Below are 17,011 nucleotides of genomic sequence, written 5' to 3'. Positions count from 1 at the left end.
CCTCTAGGACGCGAACAACCGCACAGGCCACCCCGCATGAACCTCCGCACTGATCTCCAGCAAGGGGGCCGACCCCGCAGGCAAGGCATCAAGCCCTTCGTCGAGGACCCTCCGCCCCGCCTCCACCGCCCGCCGCACCACCAGGTCCATCTCGGGCGCCAACCGAGCCAACACCCCCGTCGCATCGAACGGATCAAGGCTCAGCAACCGCACCGTCGCGGTGGCCGGCCCACTCACGCACTCGTACACGGAGCAGTACGCCGCGTCCTCCGCTCCCAGCCCCGCGGCCCGCGCCGCCAGCCCGAGCACCACCGGCTGATGCGCCCCCTTCGGAAACTCGCGTGCCAGCGCATCGAGTTCCCCGGAGGGCCACGTGGCCCGAGCCGCCCGCATCAGCTGCCGCCCCAGCTTCCGCGCGGCGACCCGCAGAGCGGCAGACGGCGTACGGGCATCCGCGGCGCCGTCCAGCTCCACGGGATCGGCCCCGAGCGCGGCCGCCGCGGCAAGCCCCGCCGACACCAGCCCGGCGGTGTGCAGCCGTCCCCGGCAGAACTCCTCCAGCTGCGCCGCCCCGGTGATCCGCCCGGCCTTCACGGCCGCCTCGGCACCGCCGGAGTGCGCGTGGCCCCCGGCGGGAAAGCGGCCGTCGGCCAGGACAAGTAGTGCCGCCCGTGTCATCGACGCCTCGCTCAGAAGAGGAAGTACCGCTGGGCCATGGGCAGTTCGGCGGCGGGAGCGGCCTCCACCAGCTCCCCGTCGATGTGCACGGCGAAGCTGTCGGGGTCCACACGCACCTCGGGCCGCGCGTCGTTCTCCCGCATGTCGGCCTTGGTGACCCCGCGCGTCGACTCGATCGCGACGAACCGCTTCCCGAGGGAGAGCCGCTCCGGCAGCCCGTCCTCGATGGCGAGCGGTGCCACGAAGTTGAACGAGTTGGCGGCGGGCGCCCGCCCGATCGCCCCGTACATCGGTCGCGGAAGGACCGGTTGCGGCGTGGGGATCGAGGCGTTCGCGTCGCCCATCTGCGCGTACGCGATCTGGCCGCCCTTGATGACGAGATGCGGCTTGACCCCGAAGAACGCGGGCTCCCACAGCACCAGGTCGGCGAGCTTGCCGGTCTCGACGGAGCCGATCTCGCGGGCGAGTCCCTGCGCGAGCGCGGGGTTGATCGTGTACTTGGCGACATAGCGACGCACACGACGGTTGTCCGCACGCCCGTCACCGGGTAGCGCGCCCCGCCGCCCCTTCATCACATGGGCGGTCTGCCAGGTCCGCAGAATCACCTCACCGACGCGTCCCATGGCCTGGGAGTCGGACGAGATGATCGAGATGGCGCCCAGGTCGTGGAGTATGTCCTCGGCCCCGATCGTGGACGGCCGGATCCGGGACTCGGCGAAGGCGAGGTCCTCGGGCACCGCCGGGTTGAGGTGGTGGCACACCATCAGCATGTCGAGATGTTCCTCGGCGGTGTTGACGGTGTACGGCCGGGTCGGGTTGGTGGAGCTCGGCAGTACGTACGGCTCGGAGACCACGGTCATGATGTCGGGCGCGTGTCCGCCGCCCGCGCCCTCCGTGTGGTACGCGTGGATGCCGCGCCCGGCGATGGCGGCGAGCGTGTCCCCGACGAACCCGGCCTCGTTCAGCGTGTCCGTGTGGATGGCGACCTGGATGCCGGTCTGGTCGGCCACGGTCAGGGACGCGTCGATCACCGCCGGGGTCGACCCCCAGTCCTCGTGCAGCTTCAGCCCCAGAGCACCGCCGCGGATCTGCGAGAGCATCGCCTCGTGCGACACGGTGTTGCCCTTGCCGAGGAACCCCATGTTGAGCGGGTACTGCTCCATCGCCTCCAGCATCCGTGCGAGGTGCCAGGGGCCGGGCGTGACGGTGGTGGCCTTGGACCCCTCGGCCGGACCGGTACCGCCGCCGACCAGCGTCGTGATGCCCGCCGACAGTGCCTCGTCGGCGATCTGGGGGCAGATGAAGTGGACGTGGGCGTCGATGGCGCCGGCCGTCAGGATGCGGCCGTTGCCCGCGATGACCTCGGTTTCCGGGCCGATCACCAGGTCCGGGTGCACCCCGTCCATGGTGTCGGGGTTGCCGGCCTTGCCGATGCCCGTGATCCGGCCGTCACGGATGCCGACGTCGGCCTTGACGATGCCCCAGTGATCGACGATGACGACCCCGGTGATGACGGTGTCCGGGGTGCCGTCCGCACGCGTGGCGCGCGACTGGCCCATGGATTCGCGGATGACCTTGCCGCCGCCGAACACGGCTTCGTCACCGGCAAGTCCTGGTCCGCCGCTGCGGTCCTCCTCGATCTCGATCAGCAGATCGGTGTCGGCGAGCCGGATGCGGTCACCGGTCGTGGGCCCGAAGAGGTCGGCGTATGCCGCACGGGAGATCTCAGGCATCGAGGGCACCTCCGGTCTCACCGCGCAGTCCGGGCACGATACGGGCACCGGTGAGCGGGACGAGTTCGACGTCGACGGGGATTCCGGGTTCGAAGCGGACGGCGGTGCCCGCGGCGACGTTCAGCCGTCTGCCACGGGCGGCCTCGCGGTCGAACTCCAGGCCGGGGTTGGCCTCGGCGAAGTGATAGTGGGAGCCGACCTGGACGGGGCGGTCGGCGGCGTTGAGGACGGTGAGCCGGGTGACGTCGCGGCCCTCGTTGTAGACGATCGGCCCGTCGTCGAACAGGATCTCTCCGGGAATCATGCGCGGCCCCTCCCCCGTCAGACGATCGGGTCGTGAACGGTGACGAGCTTGGTGCCGTCCGGGAAGGTCGCCTCGACCTGGACGTCATGGATCATCTCGGGGATGCCCTCCATGACGTCGTCCCGGGTGAGCAGCTTCCGCCCGGACGCCATGAGTTCGGCCACGGTACGGCCGTCGCGGGCGCCTTCGAGGATGTGCGACGTGATGAGCGCGACCGCCTCGGGGTGGTTCAGCTTCAGGCCGCGGGCCCGGCGCTTCTCGGCGACATCGGCCGCCACGTGAATCAGCAGCCTCTCTTGCTCGTGCGGCGTCAGTTGCACGGCGTCCCACCTCACAGTCCTCGCTCCGGACCGTGCGGGGTCCGGCTGCCGCGGCCACCGGGAGAAGGCGCTGGTGGCGTGCGCGCAGGCTAATTGGGCGGCGTTTCAGCGAGGTTAACCGTCCCTCGGCCCGCCCAGCTCCGCGCGTCCCGGTCCCCCATGCTCATCAGCGCCTCCAGCCCCAGCTCCACCGCCTGCACCGGCACATCGCCGAAGAGGGCGTACTGCGCGGCGAAACCCTGGACCAGCGCGACCATGGTCCGCGCGACGCTGAGGGCGGGGATGTCGGCCCGCATCATGCCGGCGTCCTGGTAGCCCTCGACGATCTTCACCCACAGCACGCGGACCGTCTCGAATCCCTGCCGCAGGACGGCCGCCAACGCGGGGTCACGCAGCGTCTCGGCCCACACCTGGATCATCAGCCGGGGGGAGAGGGAGGTCCATTCCCCACCCTGCGCCGACTTCGCACCGAGCAGTCTGCGCAGAACCGTCCCGATGAGGACGTCCGGGGGTGGCGGCGGGCTGGTGCGGGCTGCCTCCTCGAAGGCGCTGCGGATCTCCTCAAGTACCTCGTTTACGACCGCGGCGATCAACTCTTCCTTGCCCGCGAAGTACCGGTAGACGGCACCGGCGGAGAGGCCGGCCTCCTTCAGCACGTCCTGCATCGACGTGGCATGGAACCCGTTGCGGGCGAAGCAGCGGGCCGCGGCTTCGAGAATTTGGCGGCGGCGGGCGTCGAGGCGTTCCTGGGATACGCGGGGCACACCGCCCAACGTAAAACGAACGTTCCTTTCTTGACAAGCCAGGGCACCGGGAGGATGGTGACCAAAGAAAACGAACGATCCTTCTTTTTAGTGCGGCCCCAAGTCGAGATCCGCCAACCCGAACCGAGGAATGCCATGCCCACCCCTACTCCACCACCCCGGCCCGAATCACCCGCCCAGCAGCAAAACCGCCGGCTGATCGCGGTCATCGGACTGGCCCCCGTCCTCGTGGCGCTGGCGCTCTGGGCCTTCGCCTGGCCGGCCGCCCGTATCGCACCCCGCGACCTGCCGCTCGGTGTGGCGGGTCCTGCGACCGCCACCGCCCCGGTCCAGCGGCAGCTGGAACAGCGCGACGGCGCCTTCGAGATCCACCGCTACGCCGACGAGGCCTCCGCCCGGGACGCCATCGAGGACCGGACCGTATACGGTGCGGTGGTCGTCACCGCCGAGGGACCCAAACTGCTCACGGCGTCGGCCGCAAGCCCGTCCGTAGCCCAGATGCTGCAGCAGGCGGTGGCCGAGCAGACGCCCCAAGGCACCAAGCCCACGACGGTTGACGTCGTGCCCACCTCCGCCGGCGATCCCCGCGGCTCGGCCTTCGCCGCGAGCGTGCTGCCACTGGCGCTGGCCGGCGTCGCCTCCGGGGCCGTGGTCACCCTGCTCGGACTGCACGGGACGCGCGCGGCCGGAGCGCTGCTCGGGGCCGCCGCACTGGTCGGCATGGTCGCCACCGCGATCACTCACAGCTGGCTGGGCGTCCTGGAGGGGAACTGGTGGACCGAGGCCGGTGTGCTCAGCTTGACGGCGCTGGCCGTGGGCGCCGCCGTAGCCGGGCTCGCCGCGCTGACGGGACCGGCCGGGATGGGGTTGGGCGGGCTGCTGGTGGTTCTACTCGGAAACCCCTTCGCGGGCGCGTCCTCGGCGCCGGAGCTGCTGCCCGAGCCGGCCGGGACGATCGGCCAGTGGCTGCCGCCGGGCGCGAGTGCGTCGCTGCTGCGCTCGGTGTCGTTCTTCGACGGCGCCGCGGCGACCGGTCCCGCACTGACCCTCACCTGGTGGGCGGCGCTCGGCCTGGGTGCGGTACTGCTCGGCAGCGCGCTCACACGACGCCGCAAGCCCGGCGCCCCGGCCACGAGACGGGCACCCGCCCTGGCCGGGTGAGCCTGGCGGCCGGGGCCGGGAACCAGCACCAGACCGACCGTGCGCCCCCGCAGTAGCGGACGGGGCGGACGGTCTTTCTCGTAGCACTGCCCGTGTCAGGAAACGCTGGTCCCGCCAGGAAGCGCTGCCCCCGTAAGGAAACGCTGGTCGCGTCAGGAAGCGCCGGTCCCGCGATGCTCCGCCGTGATCCCGAACCGCTGGCGTTCTTGTGGGGCCGACGCGACGTCCCGGACACCGGAGACCGAGGTGATCACAGGCTCCTCCGTCGAGGCCGACTCCTCCAGCCGCTCCAGATCGGCTGCGGAGACCAGGGCGACGAGGGGCTTCCCGTGCCGCGTCACGACGACGCGCTCGCCGCCGTACACGACGCGGTTGATCAGGTCGGCGAGTTCAGCCCTGGCTTGCGTCACCGGAATCTCGTAGGCCATGTCCCCAGCTTAGGGGGCGTCCGCGTGGCATGACCGGGGAAGGGCGGCGAAGACCCAGGTCAGAGCCGCTTTGGCGAGCACGCTCCGGATCGCGGCCCGCGGCCTCGACCAGGCAGGGGGATGGGGGCACGGCCATCAGCCGGCAGTCGGCAGTCGGCAGTCGGCAGTCGGCAGTCGGCAGTCGGCAGTCGGCAGTCGGCAGTCGGCAGTCGGCAGTCGGCAGTCGGCAGTCGGCAGTCGGCAGTCGATCGAACACTCACGGCAGCGGAGCCAAGGCGAAGAGGGTGGAGAGCAGCAACGTACGTCCTGTACATTTCTTACAGAGACCGCCGTGAGGAGGGGTACCCCATGACCCGACCGACCGCCCGACATGTCCTGCCGGAGTTCACCGAACGCACGACCGCGGGCCACCGGACGATGGATCCGTACTCGAAGCTGCTGGAGGAGCGGATCGTGTTCCTCGGGACGGCGATCGACGACACGGCCGCGAACGACGTGATGGCGCAGTTCATGTACCTCGAGCACGCCGAGCCAGAACGGGACATCTCGCTCTACATCAACTCGCCGGGCGGCTCGTTCAGTGCGATGACGGCCATCTACGACACGATCCAGTTCGTCACCTGCGATGTGGAGACCGTCTGCCTGGGCCAGGCGGCGTCGGCCGCCGCGGTACTGCTGGCCGGCGGCACCCCGGGCAAGCGGTCCGCGCTGCCGGGCGCCCGCGTGCTCATCCACCAGCCCTCGCTGCCCGAGCCGGTGGAGGGGCAGGCCACCGACCTGGCCATCCAGGCCGACGAACTGATGCGCAGCCGCCGGATGCTGGAGGAGATGCTCGCCCGGCACACCGGCCAGAGCGCGGAGCGGGTGCGCGACGACATCGAGCGGGACAAGATCCTGGACGCCGAGGCGGCCATGGAGTACGGCCTGGTGGACCGGATCATCCCGAGCCGGAAGACCTCTCGCACCCTGCCCGGTGCGAGGTGAGCCGTCGATGCTCCCACCCGAACTGCCGCCGCTGCCCGCGCTGACCCGCGCCGAGGCCGAGTTGATCGACCGTTACCTCGACGTGGTCGACCTGCTCGGCCGGATCAACCCGGCTCGACCCGGTGACACCTATGGCGGACTGAGGGCGGCCCAGGCCCTGGTCGCCAAGGCGACCGCCCTGCGCAGCGCACTGGAACTGATGCACACCCGGGGTGAGAGCGTGGTGCACGCATCGACTCTCGCGAGGGCCCTGCGGGTCCTTGACGGAGAGCGCCGTGCGGCACGCGTCGCGCTGCCTCCCGGATCGGAGAGTTGACGCGACGACACGGGCCCGGGTCGCGTGCCGAACTGACGAGGCGTCCGACCCGGACCTCGAACGGACCAGACGACGTACCTGCGAACGGGCAGTCTTCGCTCCCGCCGCGGGCCCAGGCGAGTTGCGCGACACGCGTACCGCAACGGCGGAATCCACTGTTTCATCGCTGGTCGGAGGCTCATCGGGCTCCTTGACTTCCGGGCATGCGAAGGGCTGTCCACCCGAACGGGTGAGTGGTGACCAACCCCACAAACAGCCGATTCCGTTCGCTGCTTCCAACATTCGTGCGCCAAGATCCGTATCTGACGACAAGTCCCCGCCGCAGCGGCGGGGCGGTCCGGGCGGACGCCGAATCCTGCCGCCGCCCGGATGACCGGTCGACAGGAGTGGATCGGCAGGAGTGGAGGACCCGAGCACGACGGGCCGCCGGAGCGTCAGTTCCGAGCAGTCCTTGGGGTGAAGCCGCGGCAACGCGGCCGGGCAACTTCGCCAGCCCGAATCCGACAGGTCATCCTTCACAGGCGGCTGACGAAGGGTTGCGCATGACTGCGCTCAATCGTGTCCCGTCGCTCATGGCCCGGGCCGGCACGGCCTCGGCTCTCACCATCGCCGCAGTGGGCGGCAGCATCGCGGTCCCTGGCGCCGCGTCGGAGGCCGAGGCGGCCTCACTGGCGTCGAAGGCGCTCAAGGTCGCGGCCTCCAAGAAGGGCTCGCCCTACAAGTGGGGCGCCGTGGGCCCGAAGCGATTCGACTGCTCCGGTCTGACGCTGTACTCGTTCAAGAAGGCGGGCAAGAAGCTCCCCCGTACGGCCGCGGCGCAGTACAACAAGACGAAGCACATCTCCGCCAAGAGCCGCAAGGCCGGGGACCTCGTCTTCTTCCACTCGGGCTCGTACGTCTACCACGTCGGCATCTACGCCGGTAAGGGCAAGATCTGGCACTCCCCGAAGACCGGGGAGGTCGTGAAACTGGAGAGGATCTGGACGAAGAGCGTCTGGTACGGCCGGGTCCGCTGACCCGCCCGAGGGGCGGCGGCCGTGAGGGCAGCCGCCGCCCCTCGGGGCCCCGGCCCGCGACGTGGCTGCTGGGCCGCCTCGCGGCGCATGACACGGTCCTCAGTGCAACCTCACCCAGGCCAGGTGCAGGTCCTCGTCACCCAGGCCGGGTGCAGGTCCTCTTCACCTTCCTGCTGACCCCGGCGTTCACCCCGCAGCCGCCGCCCCTCAGGGCCCGGCCCGCGATGCCGGCCGCGCACCAACGCTGAAGCCGCCGCCCTGACCCGACGGCAGCCGCACCCGGGCGCCACTCGACGCTCTCCGCGTCAACTCAGGGTTCTTGCTGTCCCCCGGTAGTGACCGGTTGTACGGGGATCGTCCAGGGCAACTCGATGGACACCGTCTTGCCTCCTTCCCGCGTGGGTCTGACGCTGAGTCTGCCGCCGCACTCGGCCGCCAGCCAGCGGATGATGACCATGCCCCGGCCGTTGTCCTGCTGGACGGCCGCGGGCAAACGTTTCGGAAAGCGCGGATGGCTGTCGGTGACGCCGATCCGCAACTGCTCGTCACGGTCGAGTGCCATGTCCACGGTGAAGGTGGGCGACTGCCCGAACGTGTGCTGGACGGCATTGGTGGCGAGTTCGGACACGATCAGCCGTACGGTGTCCGCGACTTCGGTGTCGCTCGGCAGGCCCCATTCGGCCAGCACGGTGGCGACGTATTTTCGAGCCGCGGAGACCGAGGCCGGATCGCTCGGCAGAGTGACGGATGCTTCCTGGTGGTCTGCCATGGCGACGTCGTCCCTTTCCCAGGGGACCGGAGTCCGACACGGAGCGAGTGGATTCGAGTACGGTCCCGGACTGGTGCTTCGCGCCAGATTGCCATCAACCAGGGCCGTCACGGTGCCGATCCACCAAGATATGCATATATCTGTCGCTCGAAGCGGTGAACTATCCGACGACCGACCGTATTTGGGTGGGCCTTTCGGTCCATCCTCTACCGTCGCCCCGACACCGCTGCCGGGCGGAAGGAGACGACCCATGCAATACGGTCCTGCGGTGCGCCGACGCAAGCTCGGCACTGAACTGCGCGACCTGCGCACCCGCGTCGGCCTCACCAGCATCGAGGCGGCCCGCCTCGTCGGCTGGCACCAGTCGAAGGTGAGCCGTATCGAGACCGGCTCCAGCGGAGTGAAACCGGCCGACGTGCGCCGTCTGCTCGACGCGTACGAAGTCCAGGATCCCGAGTTTCGGGAACTGCTGCTGATCCTCGCGGGCGGCGAGGACGGCGGCGGGCGGCAGAACTGGTGGCACGCCTACCGCGGGGTGCTGCCGGCGGCATACCGCGACTTCATCAGCCTGGAATCCCAGGCCAGCGGCATACGCACCCTGGAGACCTCGGTGGTGCCGGGGCTGCTGCAGACGCCCGAGTACGCCCGCGCGGTGACCCGCGCCGCGGTGGAGGGAGTGCCGGAGGACAAACTGGACGCACTGGTGGAGGTGCGCATCGCCCGGCAGGACGTGCTGCGCGCCGATACTCCGCTGAAGTTGAACGCGCTCCTGGACGAGGCCGTGCTGCGCCGGGAGGTCGGCGGCCCGGCGGTGATGGCGCGGCAGCTGCGACAGCTGTGGGAGGCGGCCGCGCTTCCCCAAGTGCGACTCCAGGTACTTCCGTTCACTGCTGGGGCGCATGTTGGCGTCACAGGGCCGTTCGTAATCTTTTCATTTTCGAGCGCATCTGATCTGGATGTGGTTGTTCTCGACAACTTGACGAGTAGCCTCTACCTGGAGCGGAAAGAAGACCTCCAGGCGTATGTCGAGGCCTTCAACGCCCTTCAGATCCACGCCCTTTCGCCCGAGGAATCGTTGGATTACATCGCCGGGATAGCCGCCGGCGCGTAAGGAGGCACCATGTTCACCCCCCCACTGCCTCGGAACATCCCCTCAAGTACCGAACTGCACGATGTGCGGTGGCTGCGCAGCAGCCGCAGCACCGGAATGAACAACTGCGTCGAAACGGCCCGTCCAGGCCCCGGCCCCTGGGTCGGACTGGTCGCGGTGCGCGACTCGAAGAACACGGCAGGGCCCGCCCTGCTGTTCGCCCCCAAGGCATGGGAGGGGTTCATCACAGCACTTCGGTGACCGCCCCGACCACCACAGCCACGATCGCTCCTTCGTGATCATTTCCATCGATCGCGACCCACGGCCGTGTCACGCCGACTCACGGTCGGGTCTCGCCGATCACCCTTACAGCTCGGTCGAGTTGCCCGTCGGTGAGGTCCGCACGGGCGGTCAGCCGCAGCCTTGAGATGCCGTCGGGCACGGACGGTGGGCGGAAGCAGCCGACGGCGAGACCGGCCGCGCGGCAGTCCGCCGCCCACCGCACCGCCTGTTCGGGAGACGGCGCGCGCACGGAGATCACGGCGGCGTCGGGCCGCACCGCTTCCAGGCCCGACGCCGTCAGCCGTGTGTGAAGCCGTGTCGCCACCTCGCGCGCCCGCGCGGCACGCTCCGGCTCCCGGCGCAGCAGCCGCAGCGCCGCGAGAGCGGCGCCGGTCGCGGCGGGGGCCAGACCGGTGTCGAAGATGAAGGTGCGGGCCGCGTTGACCAAGTGGTCGATCACCCGCGCCGGGCCGAGGACGGCGCCGCCCTGACTGCCCAGCGACTTGGACAGCGTGACGGTCGCGACGATGTCCGGCGCTCCCGCGAGCCCCACCGCGTACGGGGCGCCCCGGCCCCCGTCACCCAGGACGCCCAGCCCGTGCGCGTCGTCCACGAGCAGCCCGGCCCCGAACTCCCGGCAGACATCGGCCAGTTCGCCCAGCGGGGCCGCGTCGCCGTCCACCGAGAACACCGTGTCGGACACGACCACCGCCGGCCCGCTGCCGGTGCCGAGCGCCTTGCGGACGGCCTCCGGGTCGGCGTGCGCGACCACCTGGGTGGCGCCCCGGGCCAGCCGGCACCCGTCGATGAGTGAGGCGTGGTTGCCCGCGTCGGAGACGACCAGCGAGCCGTGCGGGGCCAGCGCGGTGACCGCGGCGAGGTTGGCCGCGTATCCGGAGGAGAAGACCAGGGCCGCCTCGAAGCCGCAGAAGTCGGCCAGCTCGCGCTCCAGCTCACCGTGCAACTCGGTCGTGCCTGTGACGAGCCGGGACCCGGTGGCGCCGCCGCCCCACCGCCGCGCGGCGTCGGCGGCGCCCTCGGTGACCTCGGGGTGCCGGGCCAGGCCCAGGTAGTCGTTGCTCGCGAGGTCCAGGAGAGGCGAGTCGGCGGGGCGCGGGCGCAGGGTCCGCAGCAGTCCCGCGCGGCGGCGCGCGTCCGCCTGCTCGTCGATCCAGCCGAACGCCATGGTTCCTCCGAGCGTGCGTGACGTCTCCTGACGTCTGACGTCTTTGTAGGCAGTGCACAGACCCTAGCGGCGCGGCCGGCCACGCAGGATGTGGTCATACCCACACGTCGAACCGTCTCTGTTGTGCGAACCCTCCTTGGCCCGGAGTGCCCGCGTAGGCCAGGATCAGCTCTCATGGACCTGCTGACGACGCTGGTGGACAAGGGGCTTCGGCGCGAGCTGCCGACCCGCGAGGAAGCGCTGGCCGTACTGGCCACCTCCGACGACGACCTGCTCGATGTGGTGGCCGCGGCCGGCAAGGTGCGCCGGCACTGGTTCGGCCGCCGGGTCAAGCTCAACTACCTGGTCAACCTCAAGTCCGGGCTGTGCCCGGAGGACTGCTCCTACTGCTCCCAGCGGCTCGGCTCCACCGCCGGCATTCTCAAGTACAGCTGGCTCAAGCCTGATGAAGCGTCGAAGGCGGCGGCCGCCGGTTTGGCAGGTGGTGCCAAGCGGGTGTGTCTGGTGGCCAGCGGCCGGGGCCCGACGGACCGGGACGTGGACCGGGTCTCCGACACCATCAAGGCGATCAAGGACCAGAACGAGGGCGTCGAGGTGTGCGCCTGTCTCGGCCTGCTCTCCGACGGCCAGGCCGAACGGCTGCGTCAGGCGGGCGCGGACGCCTACAACCACAACCTCAACACCTCCGAGGCGACCTACGGAGGCATCACCACTACGCACACGTACGCCGACCGCGTCGACACCGTGCACAAGGCGCACGCGGCCGGTCTGTCCGCCTGCTCCGGGCTGATCGCGGGCATGGGTGAGAGCGACGAGGACCTGGTGGACGTGGTCTTCTCGCTGCGTGAGCTGGACCCGGACTCGGTGCCGGTCAACTTCCTGATCCCGGTCGAGGGCACGCCGCTGGCCAAGGAGTGGAACCTCACCCCGCAGCGGTGCCTCAGGATCCTGGCGATGGTGCGGTTCGTCTGCCCGGACGTCGAGGTGCGGATCGCGGGCGGCCGCGAGGTCCATCTGCGCACCATGCAGCCCCTCGCCCTGCACCTGGCCAATTCGATCTTCCTCGGCGACTACCTGACCACCGAGGGCCAGGCCGGCAAGGCCGACCTGGAGATGATCGCGGACGCCGGGTTCGAGGTGGAGGGCGCCGACCAGGTGACGCTGCCCGGGCACCGGGCGACGGGCGGGGGCGGGTGCGGCTCGCACGAGAGCGACGGCGGCTGCGGGCCCCAGGGAGTGTGCGGTTCCGCGGCTGCGGCCCCAGTCCAGGAAGCCCGTACGGACCTGGTGGCCGTACGCCGCCGGGGTGCCGGAACGGATCTCGCGCCCAATGCCTGACCTGCCCGTACCGGAGTTGCTGGCCCTCGACCGGCAGCACGTCTGGCACCCGTACGGCCCGATGCCCGGCCTCCAGGAACCGCTCGTCGTGGAGTCGGCGAGCGGCGTACGCCTGAAGCTGCGGACGGCCGACGGAGCCCAGGACGAAGTCGTGGACGGAATGTCGTCCTGGTGGTCGGCCATCCACGGCTACAACCACCCGGTGCTCAACGACGCGGCGCACGAGCAGCTGGCGCGGATGAGCCATGTGATGTTCGGCGGGCTCACCCACGAGCCCGCCGTCCGGCTGGCCAAGCGCCTCGTCGACATCTCGCCCGAGGGCCTGGAGCATGTCTTCCTGGCCGACTCGGGCTCGGTGTCGGTCGAGGTCGCGGTCAAGATGTGCCTGCAGTACTGGCGTTCGCTGGGGCGACCGGCCAAGCAGCGGCTGCTGACCTGGCGCGGCGGCTACCACGGCGACACCTGGCAGCCGATGTCCGTGTGCGACCCCGAGGGCGGCATGCACGAGCTGTGGCAGGGCGTGCTGCCCCGGCAGGTGTTCGCGGACCCGCCCCCGGCCACGTACGAGGAGTCGTACGCCGACCAGTTGCGCGAGCTCATCGCGCGGCACGCGGACGAGGTGGCCGCGGTCATCGTGGAGCCGGTGGTGCAGGGCGCGGGCGGCATGCGGTTCCACTCCCCCGCGTATCTGCGGGTGCTGCGTGAGGCGTGCGACGCGCATGACGTGCTGCTGGTGTTCGACGAGATCGCGACCGGGTTCGGGCGCACGGGCGCGCTGTTCGCGGCCGGGCACGCGGGAGTGACGCCGGATGTGATGTGCGTGGGCAAGGCGCTGACCGGCGGCTATCTGACGATGGCGGCGACGCTGTGCACCGCGCGGGTGGCCGAGGGGATCTCGCGGGGCGAGGTGCCGGTGCTCGCGCACGGGCCCACGTTCATGGGCAACCCGCTGGCGGCGGCCGTGGCGTGTGCCTCGATCGACCTGCTCCTGGGACAGGACTGGCAGACCGAGGTGCAGCGGATCGAGGCGGGCCTGCGGGAGGGGCTCGCCCCGGCGTCGGAGATCGAGGGCGTCCGGGACGTCCGTGTCCTCGGAGCGATCGGCGTGGTGCAGCTCGATCGCGAGGTGGATGTGCGGGCGGCGACGCGGGCCGCCGTACGCGAGGGCGTGTGGCTGCGGCCGTTTCGCGACCTCGTCTACACGATGCCGCCGTACGTGACCGGCGACGCGGACGTGACACGGATCGCGCGCGCGGTGTGCGCGGCGGCGCGGGAGGGCTGACATGCCGGTACTGGTGATCACGGGGACGGGCACGGAGGTCGGGAAGACGGTCACCACGGCCGCCGTCGCCGCGGTGGCCGTCCGGGCCGGGCGTTCCGTTGCCGTGCTCAAGCCCGCACAGACCGGGGTGCGGCCGGACGAGCGCGGCGACGCCGACGAGGTGGCCCGGCTCGCGGGCGCCGTGACGACGCTGGAGCTGGCCCGCTATCCCGAGCCGTTGGCTCCGGCGACGGCCGCCCGGCGGGCCGGTCTTCCTCCGGTCCGGCCCGAGGAGGTGGCCGATGCCGCTGCCAAGCTCGCCGTGGACCACGACCTCGTGCTGGTCGAGGGCGCGGGCGGCCTGCTCGTACGGTTCGACGAGGCGGGCGGCACGCTGGCGGACGCGGCCCGGCTGCTGGACGCGCCCGTGCTGGTCGTCGCCTCGGCGGGGCTCGGCACGCTGAACACGACCGAGTTGACGGCGCGTGAACTCCGGGGTCGTGGGCTCGACCTGGCGGGCCTGGTGATCGGCAGCTGGCCCGCCGAGCCTGACCTGGCGTCCCGGTGCAACCTCGCGGACCTGCCGGTGGTGGCGGGGGCGCCGCTGCTGGGTGCGGTGCCGGCGGGGACGGGAGCGTCCGACCCGGCCGGCTTCCGGGCGGGCGCGGCGCGTTGGCTCGCGCCCCAGCTGGGCGGGACATGGGAGGCGGAGACCTTCACGGCTCGGGAAGCCGCCAGGCGCGGGCCGGGTGAGCACGCCGCTGACCCGGCGGGGTGACCTCGGCCCGCCGTGTGTTCCCGTCGTGCGAGGGGTGAGCCGGAGCGAGGCGAGGGACAATCGCGGTAACCAGCCGCGCTTCTCGGGAGGACCGCCATGGCCCGCGCCACCAAGAACGCCGTCCACCACCCCCTCTTCGCCCGGTTCTACGTCCGTCTCAGCGAGGCGGCCGAAAAAGAGGTGGGCCCCCACCGCGGCGAGCTGCTCGCCGATCTCTCGGGGCGGGTCATCGAGATCGGCGCGGGCAACGGGCTGAACTTCGCGCGCTACCCCTCCACCGTCTCCGAGGTCGTGGCGATCGAGCCGGAGCCCATGCTGCGCCAGTCGGCCCTGAACGCCGCCCGGCGCGCCGAGGTCCCGATCGACGTCGTACCCGGCACGGCGGAGGCGCTGCCGGTCAAGAGCGAGGCCTTCGACGCGGCCGTGGTGTCACTGGTGCTGTGCAGTGTGCGGGACGTCCAACGAGCCCTCGCGGAGGCTCGGCGTGTGCTGCGGCCCGGCGGGGAGCTGCGGTTCTTCGAGCACGGCCGGGGCGGTGGGCGCACTATGACGACGGCTCAGCGAGTGCTGGACCGCACGGTGTGGCCGCTGCTGTTCGGGGGGTGTCACACGGCACGGGACCCGATCGGTTCGATACGGGCCGCCGGGTTCGACATGGGCTCGTACCGGAACGTGCTGGTGCCCGAGAAGGGGTTGCGTCTGCCGAGCTCGTACTGCGTGCTCGGTACGGCGCGGAGGCCCGAACCCGAGGAAGCGAGCGGCTGAGCCGTTCCCGGGACGGCGGGCCGTCCGCGGCTGCCGTGGCCGCGCGGCATGGCCGTATCTCCCGTATGCCGGCAGGGCCCCGCACCGCTACGGGGCGCTCCACCTCCGGAGCTCGTCCGCGATGTCCCGCAGCGTCGCCTCGCCGCTCTTCACCAGTCTGGCCAGGTCCCGTACCTGCACGGGCGACGTGATGACCTTGACGCCGCTGGCGACGAGGTAGGCGTACGCGACGGCGGAGGCGAACAGCGCGTTGGAGCGCTCCAGGGCCGGCACGTGCAGGAGGAGCTGGAGCAGCGCGGCGGCGCGGGCGTGCGGAGTGTCGTAGACAGGGACGTCGAAGATCTCGGCCTGGTGCCGGGCGACGGCCGCGACGAGGGCGCCCCAGTCGGTGACCTCGGGGTCTCCAGGTGTCTTCTGCTCGGCGACCATCAGGAGCCAGGCGAGGTCGATGCTGAGATTACTCAAGGGTTCAGAGCTGTCCTCGGCGGCCTTCGCGCTCCTCCCCCGCTCTCGGCTTGGCGCGAGCGGGGGCACCCCCGTCGAATTCCTCGGCGAAGACGCTCTCGTACTGCTTCATGAAGTCGGCGGCGGCCTCCACGAAGGTGTGTCCCACCTCGCCCGTGTCCTGTCTCACCAGCTCCTCGATGTAGCGGTTGACACTCATCCCACGCTCCAGGGCTCGCTCCCGGGCGGCGCGGGCCGTGTCCTCGTCCACCCGTACGTTCAGCTGGGTCTTGGCCATATCTCGAAGCTAGCGCCAGAGCGCTAGCAGGGCAAGAGGGCCTGGCGTCGCCCCGGAGACCATATTGGGTGCCCCTTACATACGCATCGGGGAACCGACCTACGGGGGAGGGCGTCTGGGCCTTCGGGAGGATACCGAGTGTGTACTCGATCACACTACGCTTGCCGGGAACACCGGGGGCCGTCCCGGAAACACCGGAGTCGTCCTGGTCCGACCAAGGAGGCCGCCTTGCCCACAGCTGCTCCGGAGCACGCCCGCGGCCATGCGGAGGCCGACGGGATCGCCGCCCGCGCGCGGGGGCTGACGAAGGCGTACGGCTCGGGCGAGACGACCGTGCTCGCCCTCGACGCGGTGGACGTGGACATCGCGCGCGGCCGTTTCACCGCCGTGATGGGCCCGTCCGGCTCGGGCAAGTCCACGTTGATGCACTGCCTGGCGGGGCTCGACACCGTCTCGGCCGGTCAGGTGTGGCTCGGCGACACCGAGATAACCGGGCTGAAGGAGCGGGAGCTGACGCGGCTCCGGCGGGACCGGATCGGGTTCATGTTCCAGTCGTTCAACCTGATCCCGACGCTGAACGCGGCCGAGAACATCACGCTCCCCATGGACATCGCGGGCCAGAAGCCCGACCAGAAGTGGCTGGACGAGGTCATCGACACCCTCGGACTGCGCGCCCGGCTGCGGCACCGGCCCTCACAACTGTCCGGCGGCCAGCAGCAGCGCGTGGCCTGCGCCAGGGCGCTCGCCTCGCGCCCCGAGCTGATCTTCGCGGACGAGCCGACCGGCAACCTCGACTCACGGGCCGGCCTCGAAGTGCTCGGCTTCCTGCGGCAGGCGGTCGACAACCTCGGCCAGACCGTCGTGATGGTCACCCACGACCCCGGCGCCGCCGGCCACTCCGACCTGGTGCTCTTCCTTGCGGACGGGCGCATCGTGGACGAGATGCAGCGTCCCACGGCGGAGGCGGTGCTGGAGCGTATGCGCCTGTTCACCGGGGGAACCGGCACCCCGGTACAGGTACGACCCGACGGTGACGCGCACCCCGGCACCATCCCGGAAAAGTCCCCCGAAGGCTCCCCCGACAAGGACTGAGGCC

The 17,011-nt window shown here is 70.9% G+C and carries 21 protein-coding genes and 1 riboswitch; of the genes, 11 read left to right on the top strand and 10 right to left on the bottom strand.

The window, feature by feature from the left end; all coding sequences use genetic code 11:
* Positions 1-3: 3 nt before the first annotated feature.
* The 5 genes from FPZ41_RS04365 to FPZ41_RS04345 all read right to left on the bottom strand — a co-directional run bounded on the left by FPZ41_RS04365 (position 4) and on the right by FPZ41_RS04345 (position 3,799).
* Complete coding sequence (locus tag FPZ41_RS04365; RefSeq protein WP_152859251.1) at positions 4-678, bottom strand: urease accessory protein UreF; 675 nt, start codon at positions 676-678, stop codon at positions 4-6.
* A gap of 11 nt (positions 679-689) precedes the next feature.
* Positions 690-2,411, bottom strand: coding sequence for an urease subunit alpha (locus tag FPZ41_RS04360; protein ID WP_152859249.1), 1,722 nt, complete (start codon positions 2,409-2,411; stop codon positions 690-692).
* Positions 2,404-2,715 carry an urease subunit beta gene (locus FPZ41_RS04355; RefSeq protein ID WP_152859247.1) on the bottom strand — a complete coding sequence of 104 codons (312 nt, stop codon included), beginning with the start codon at positions 2,713-2,715 and terminating at the stop codon, positions 2,404-2,406. Before FPZ41_RS04355 ends, FPZ41_RS04360 begins: the two co-directional genes overlap by 8 nt.
* Before the next feature lie 17 nt (positions 2,716-2,732).
* The gene (locus FPZ41_RS04350; RefSeq protein ID WP_010355509.1) at positions 2,733-3,035 is read right to left on the bottom strand and encodes an urease subunit gamma; all 303 of its coding nucleotides are present in this window, start codon (positions 3,033-3,035) and stop codon (positions 2,733-2,735) included.
* Between the two features lie 89 nt (positions 3,036-3,124).
* Positions 3,125-3,799 carry a TetR/AcrR family transcriptional regulator gene (locus FPZ41_RS04345; RefSeq protein WP_322619810.1) on the bottom strand — a complete coding sequence of 225 codons (675 nt, stop codon included), beginning with the start codon at positions 3,797-3,799 and terminating at the stop codon, positions 3,125-3,127.
* A gap of 135 nt (positions 3,800-3,934) precedes the next feature.
* Here FPZ41_RS04345 and FPZ41_RS04340 point away from each other — a divergent pair, with 135 nt between their 5' ends.
* The gene (locus FPZ41_RS04340) at positions 3,935-4,960 is read left to right on the top strand and encodes an ABC transporter permease (RefSeq protein ID WP_152859243.1); all 1,026 of its coding nucleotides are present in this window, start codon (positions 3,935-3,937) and stop codon (positions 4,958-4,960) included.
* A gap of 152 nt (positions 4,961-5,112) precedes the next feature.
* Here the strand turns inward: FPZ41_RS04340 and FPZ41_RS04335 are convergent, their stop codons facing one another.
* Positions 5,113-5,388, bottom strand: a complete 276-nt coding sequence (locus FPZ41_RS04335) for a type II toxin-antitoxin system Phd/YefM family antitoxin (protein WP_152859241.1) — start codon at positions 5,386-5,388, stop codon at positions 5,113-5,115.
* A gap of 348 nt (positions 5,389-5,736) precedes the next feature.
* Between FPZ41_RS04335 and FPZ41_RS04325 the strand changes: the two genes are divergently transcribed.
* The 3 genes from FPZ41_RS04325 (at position 5,737) to FPZ41_RS04315 (ending at position 7,704) form a co-directional block, all read left to right on the top strand.
* On the top strand, positions 5,737-6,372 hold the full coding sequence (locus FPZ41_RS04325) for an ATP-dependent Clp protease proteolytic subunit (protein WP_152859237.1): 636 nt from the start codon (positions 5,737-5,739) through the stop codon (positions 6,370-6,372).
* A 7-nt stretch (positions 6,373-6,379) separates the two neighbouring features.
* Positions 6,380-6,688, top strand: a complete 309-nt coding sequence (locus FPZ41_RS04320; RefSeq protein ID WP_152859235.1) for a hypothetical protein — start codon at positions 6,380-6,382, stop codon at positions 6,686-6,688.
* A 336-nt stretch (positions 6,689-7,024) separates the two neighbouring features.
* Positions 7,025-7,227, top strand: a riboswitch (cyclic di-AMP (ydaO/yuaA leader).
* Positions 7,228-7,230: 3 nt separating this feature from the next.
* Positions 7,231-7,704, top strand: a complete 474-nt coding sequence (locus FPZ41_RS04315; RefSeq protein ID WP_131563791.1) for a C40 family peptidase — start codon at positions 7,231-7,233, stop codon at positions 7,702-7,704.
* Positions 7,705-8,014: 310 nt separating this feature from the next.
* Here the strand turns inward: FPZ41_RS04315 and FPZ41_RS04310 are convergent, their stop codons facing one another.
* Entirely contained in the window at positions 8,015-8,473 is a 459-nt protein-coding gene (locus FPZ41_RS04310) for an ATP-binding protein (RefSeq protein ID WP_152859233.1), read from the bottom strand.
* A 250-nt stretch (positions 8,474-8,723) separates the two neighbouring features.
* Between FPZ41_RS04310 and FPZ41_RS04305 the strand changes: the two genes are divergently transcribed.
* On the top strand, positions 8,724-9,584 hold the full coding sequence (locus FPZ41_RS04305; RefSeq protein ID WP_152859231.1) for a helix-turn-helix domain-containing protein: 861 nt from the start codon (positions 8,724-8,726) through the stop codon (positions 9,582-9,584).
* A 9-nt stretch (positions 9,585-9,593) separates the two neighbouring features.
* The gene (locus FPZ41_RS04300; protein ID WP_152859229.1) at positions 9,594-9,824 is read left to right on the top strand and encodes a DUF397 domain-containing protein; all 231 of its coding nucleotides are present in this window, start codon (positions 9,594-9,596) and stop codon (positions 9,822-9,824) included.
* Positions 9,825-9,903: 79 nt separating this feature from the next.
* Here FPZ41_RS04300 and FPZ41_RS04295 read toward each other — a convergent pair whose 3' ends face one another.
* The gene (locus FPZ41_RS04295) at positions 9,904-11,031 is read right to left on the bottom strand and encodes an 8-amino-7-oxononanoate synthase (protein ID WP_152859226.1); all 1,128 of its coding nucleotides are present in this window, start codon (positions 11,029-11,031) and stop codon (positions 9,904-9,906) included.
* Positions 11,032-11,205: 174 nt separating this feature from the next.
* Here FPZ41_RS04295 and bioB point away from each other — a divergent pair, with 174 nt between their 5' ends.
* From bioB to FPZ41_RS04275, 4 genes are all read left to right on the top strand, one after another.
* Complete coding sequence (gene bioB / locus FPZ41_RS04290) at positions 11,206-12,369, top strand: biotin synthase BioB (protein WP_152859224.1); 1,164 nt, start codon at positions 11,206-11,208, stop codon at positions 12,367-12,369.
* On the top strand, positions 12,362-13,651 hold the full coding sequence (locus FPZ41_RS04285; RefSeq protein ID WP_152859222.1) for an adenosylmethionine--8-amino-7-oxononanoate transaminase: 1,290 nt from the start codon (positions 12,362-12,364) through the stop codon (positions 13,649-13,651). The genes bioB and FPZ41_RS04285 overlap by 8 nt, the downstream gene beginning before the upstream one ends.
* Position 13,652: 1 nt before the next feature.
* A complete protein-coding gene (gene bioD, locus FPZ41_RS04280) occupies positions 13,653-14,408 on the top strand; it encodes a dethiobiotin synthase (RefSeq protein ID WP_152859220.1) in 756 nt (251 codons plus the stop codon).
* A 96-nt stretch (positions 14,409-14,504) separates the two neighbouring features.
* Positions 14,505-15,173 carry a class I SAM-dependent methyltransferase gene (locus FPZ41_RS04275; RefSeq protein WP_152859218.1) on the top strand — a complete coding sequence of 223 codons (669 nt, stop codon included), beginning with the start codon at positions 14,505-14,507 and terminating at the stop codon, positions 15,171-15,173.
* A gap of 87 nt (positions 15,174-15,260) precedes the next feature.
* Here FPZ41_RS04275 and FPZ41_RS04270 read toward each other — a convergent pair whose 3' ends face one another.
* On the bottom strand, positions 15,261-15,638 hold the full coding sequence (locus FPZ41_RS04270) for a fic family toxin-antitoxin system, toxin component (protein ID WP_152859216.1): 378 nt from the start codon (positions 15,636-15,638) through the stop codon (positions 15,261-15,263).
* A gap of 4 nt (positions 15,639-15,642) precedes the next feature.
* On the bottom strand, positions 15,643-15,915 hold the full coding sequence (locus FPZ41_RS04265) for a toxin-antitoxin system HicB family antitoxin (protein ID WP_152859214.1): 273 nt from the start codon (positions 15,913-15,915) through the stop codon (positions 15,643-15,645).
* Positions 15,916-16,143: 228 nt separating this feature from the next.
* Here FPZ41_RS04265 and FPZ41_RS04260 point away from each other — a divergent pair, with 228 nt between their 5' ends.
* Positions 16,144-17,007 (top strand): ABC transporter ATP-binding protein, encoded by an 864-nt coding sequence (locus FPZ41_RS04260; RefSeq protein WP_152859212.1) that lies wholly within the window; start codon positions 16,144-16,146, stop codon positions 17,005-17,007.
* Positions 17,008-17,011 lie beyond the last annotated feature (4 nt).

The organism is Streptomyces acidicola, from assembly GCF_009377235.1.
GTDB lineage: Bacteria > Actinomycetota > Actinomycetes > Streptomycetales > Streptomycetaceae > Streptomyces > Streptomyces acidicola.
This window is presented reverse-complemented; position numbering and strand designations above follow the sequence as displayed.

Bases quoted from the DNA above. Each gene is read 5' to 3' on its own strand.
- FPZ41_RS04360 (WP_152859249.1), bottom strand. From the start codon at position 2,411: ATGCCTGAGATCTCCCGTGCGGCATACGCCGACCTCTTCGGGCCCACG.
- FPZ41_RS04300 (WP_152859229.1), top strand. From the start codon at position 9,594: ATGTTCACCCCCCCACTGCCTCGGAACATCCCCTCAAGTACCGAACTG.
- FPZ41_RS04310 (WP_152859233.1), bottom strand. From the start codon at position 8,473: ATGGCAGACCACCAGGAAGCATCCGTCACTCTGCCGAGCGATCCGGCC.
- FPZ41_RS04320 (WP_152859235.1), top strand. From the start codon at position 6,380: ATGCTCCCACCCGAACTGCCGCCGCTGCCCGCGCTGACCCGCGCCGAG.
- FPZ41_RS04365 (WP_152859251.1), bottom strand. From the start codon at position 678: ATGACACGGGCGGCACTACTTGTCCTGGCCGACGGCCGCTTTCCCGCC.
- FPZ41_RS04325 (WP_152859237.1), top strand. From the start codon at position 5,737: ATGACCCGACCGACCGCCCGACATGTCCTGCCGGAGTTCACCGAACGC.
- FPZ41_RS04315 (WP_131563791.1), top strand. From the start codon at position 7,231: ATGACTGCGCTCAATCGTGTCCCGTCGCTCATGGCCCGGGCCGGCACG.
- FPZ41_RS04355 (WP_152859247.1), bottom strand. From the start codon at position 2,715: ATGATTCCCGGAGAGATCCTGTTCGACGACGGGCCGATCGTCTACAAC.
- FPZ41_RS04340 (WP_152859243.1), top strand. From the start codon at position 3,935: ATGCCCACCCCTACTCCACCACCCCGGCCCGAATCACCCGCCCAGCAG.
- FPZ41_RS04285 (WP_152859222.1), top strand. From the start codon at position 12,362: ATGCCTGACCTGCCCGTACCGGAGTTGCTGGCCCTCGACCGGCAGCAC.
- bioB (WP_152859224.1), top strand. From the start codon at position 11,206: ATGGACCTGCTGACGACGCTGGTGGACAAGGGGCTTCGGCGCGAGCTG.
- FPZ41_RS04295 (WP_152859226.1), bottom strand. From the start codon at position 11,031: ATGGCGTTCGGCTGGATCGACGAGCAGGCGGACGCGCGCCGCCGCGCG.
- FPZ41_RS04265 (WP_152859214.1), bottom strand. From the start codon at position 15,915: ATGGCCAAGACCCAGCTGAACGTACGGGTGGACGAGGACACGGCCCGC.
- FPZ41_RS04335 (WP_152859241.1), bottom strand. From the start codon at position 5,388: ATGGCCTACGAGATTCCGGTGACGCAAGCCAGGGCTGAACTCGCCGAC.
- FPZ41_RS04305 (WP_152859231.1), top strand. From the start codon at position 8,724: ATGCAATACGGTCCTGCGGTGCGCCGACGCAAGCTCGGCACTGAACTG.
- bioD (WP_152859220.1), top strand. From the start codon at position 13,653: ATGCCGGTACTGGTGATCACGGGGACGGGCACGGAGGTCGGGAAGACG.
- FPZ41_RS04275 (WP_152859218.1), top strand. From the start codon at position 14,505: ATGGCCCGCGCCACCAAGAACGCCGTCCACCACCCCCTCTTCGCCCGG.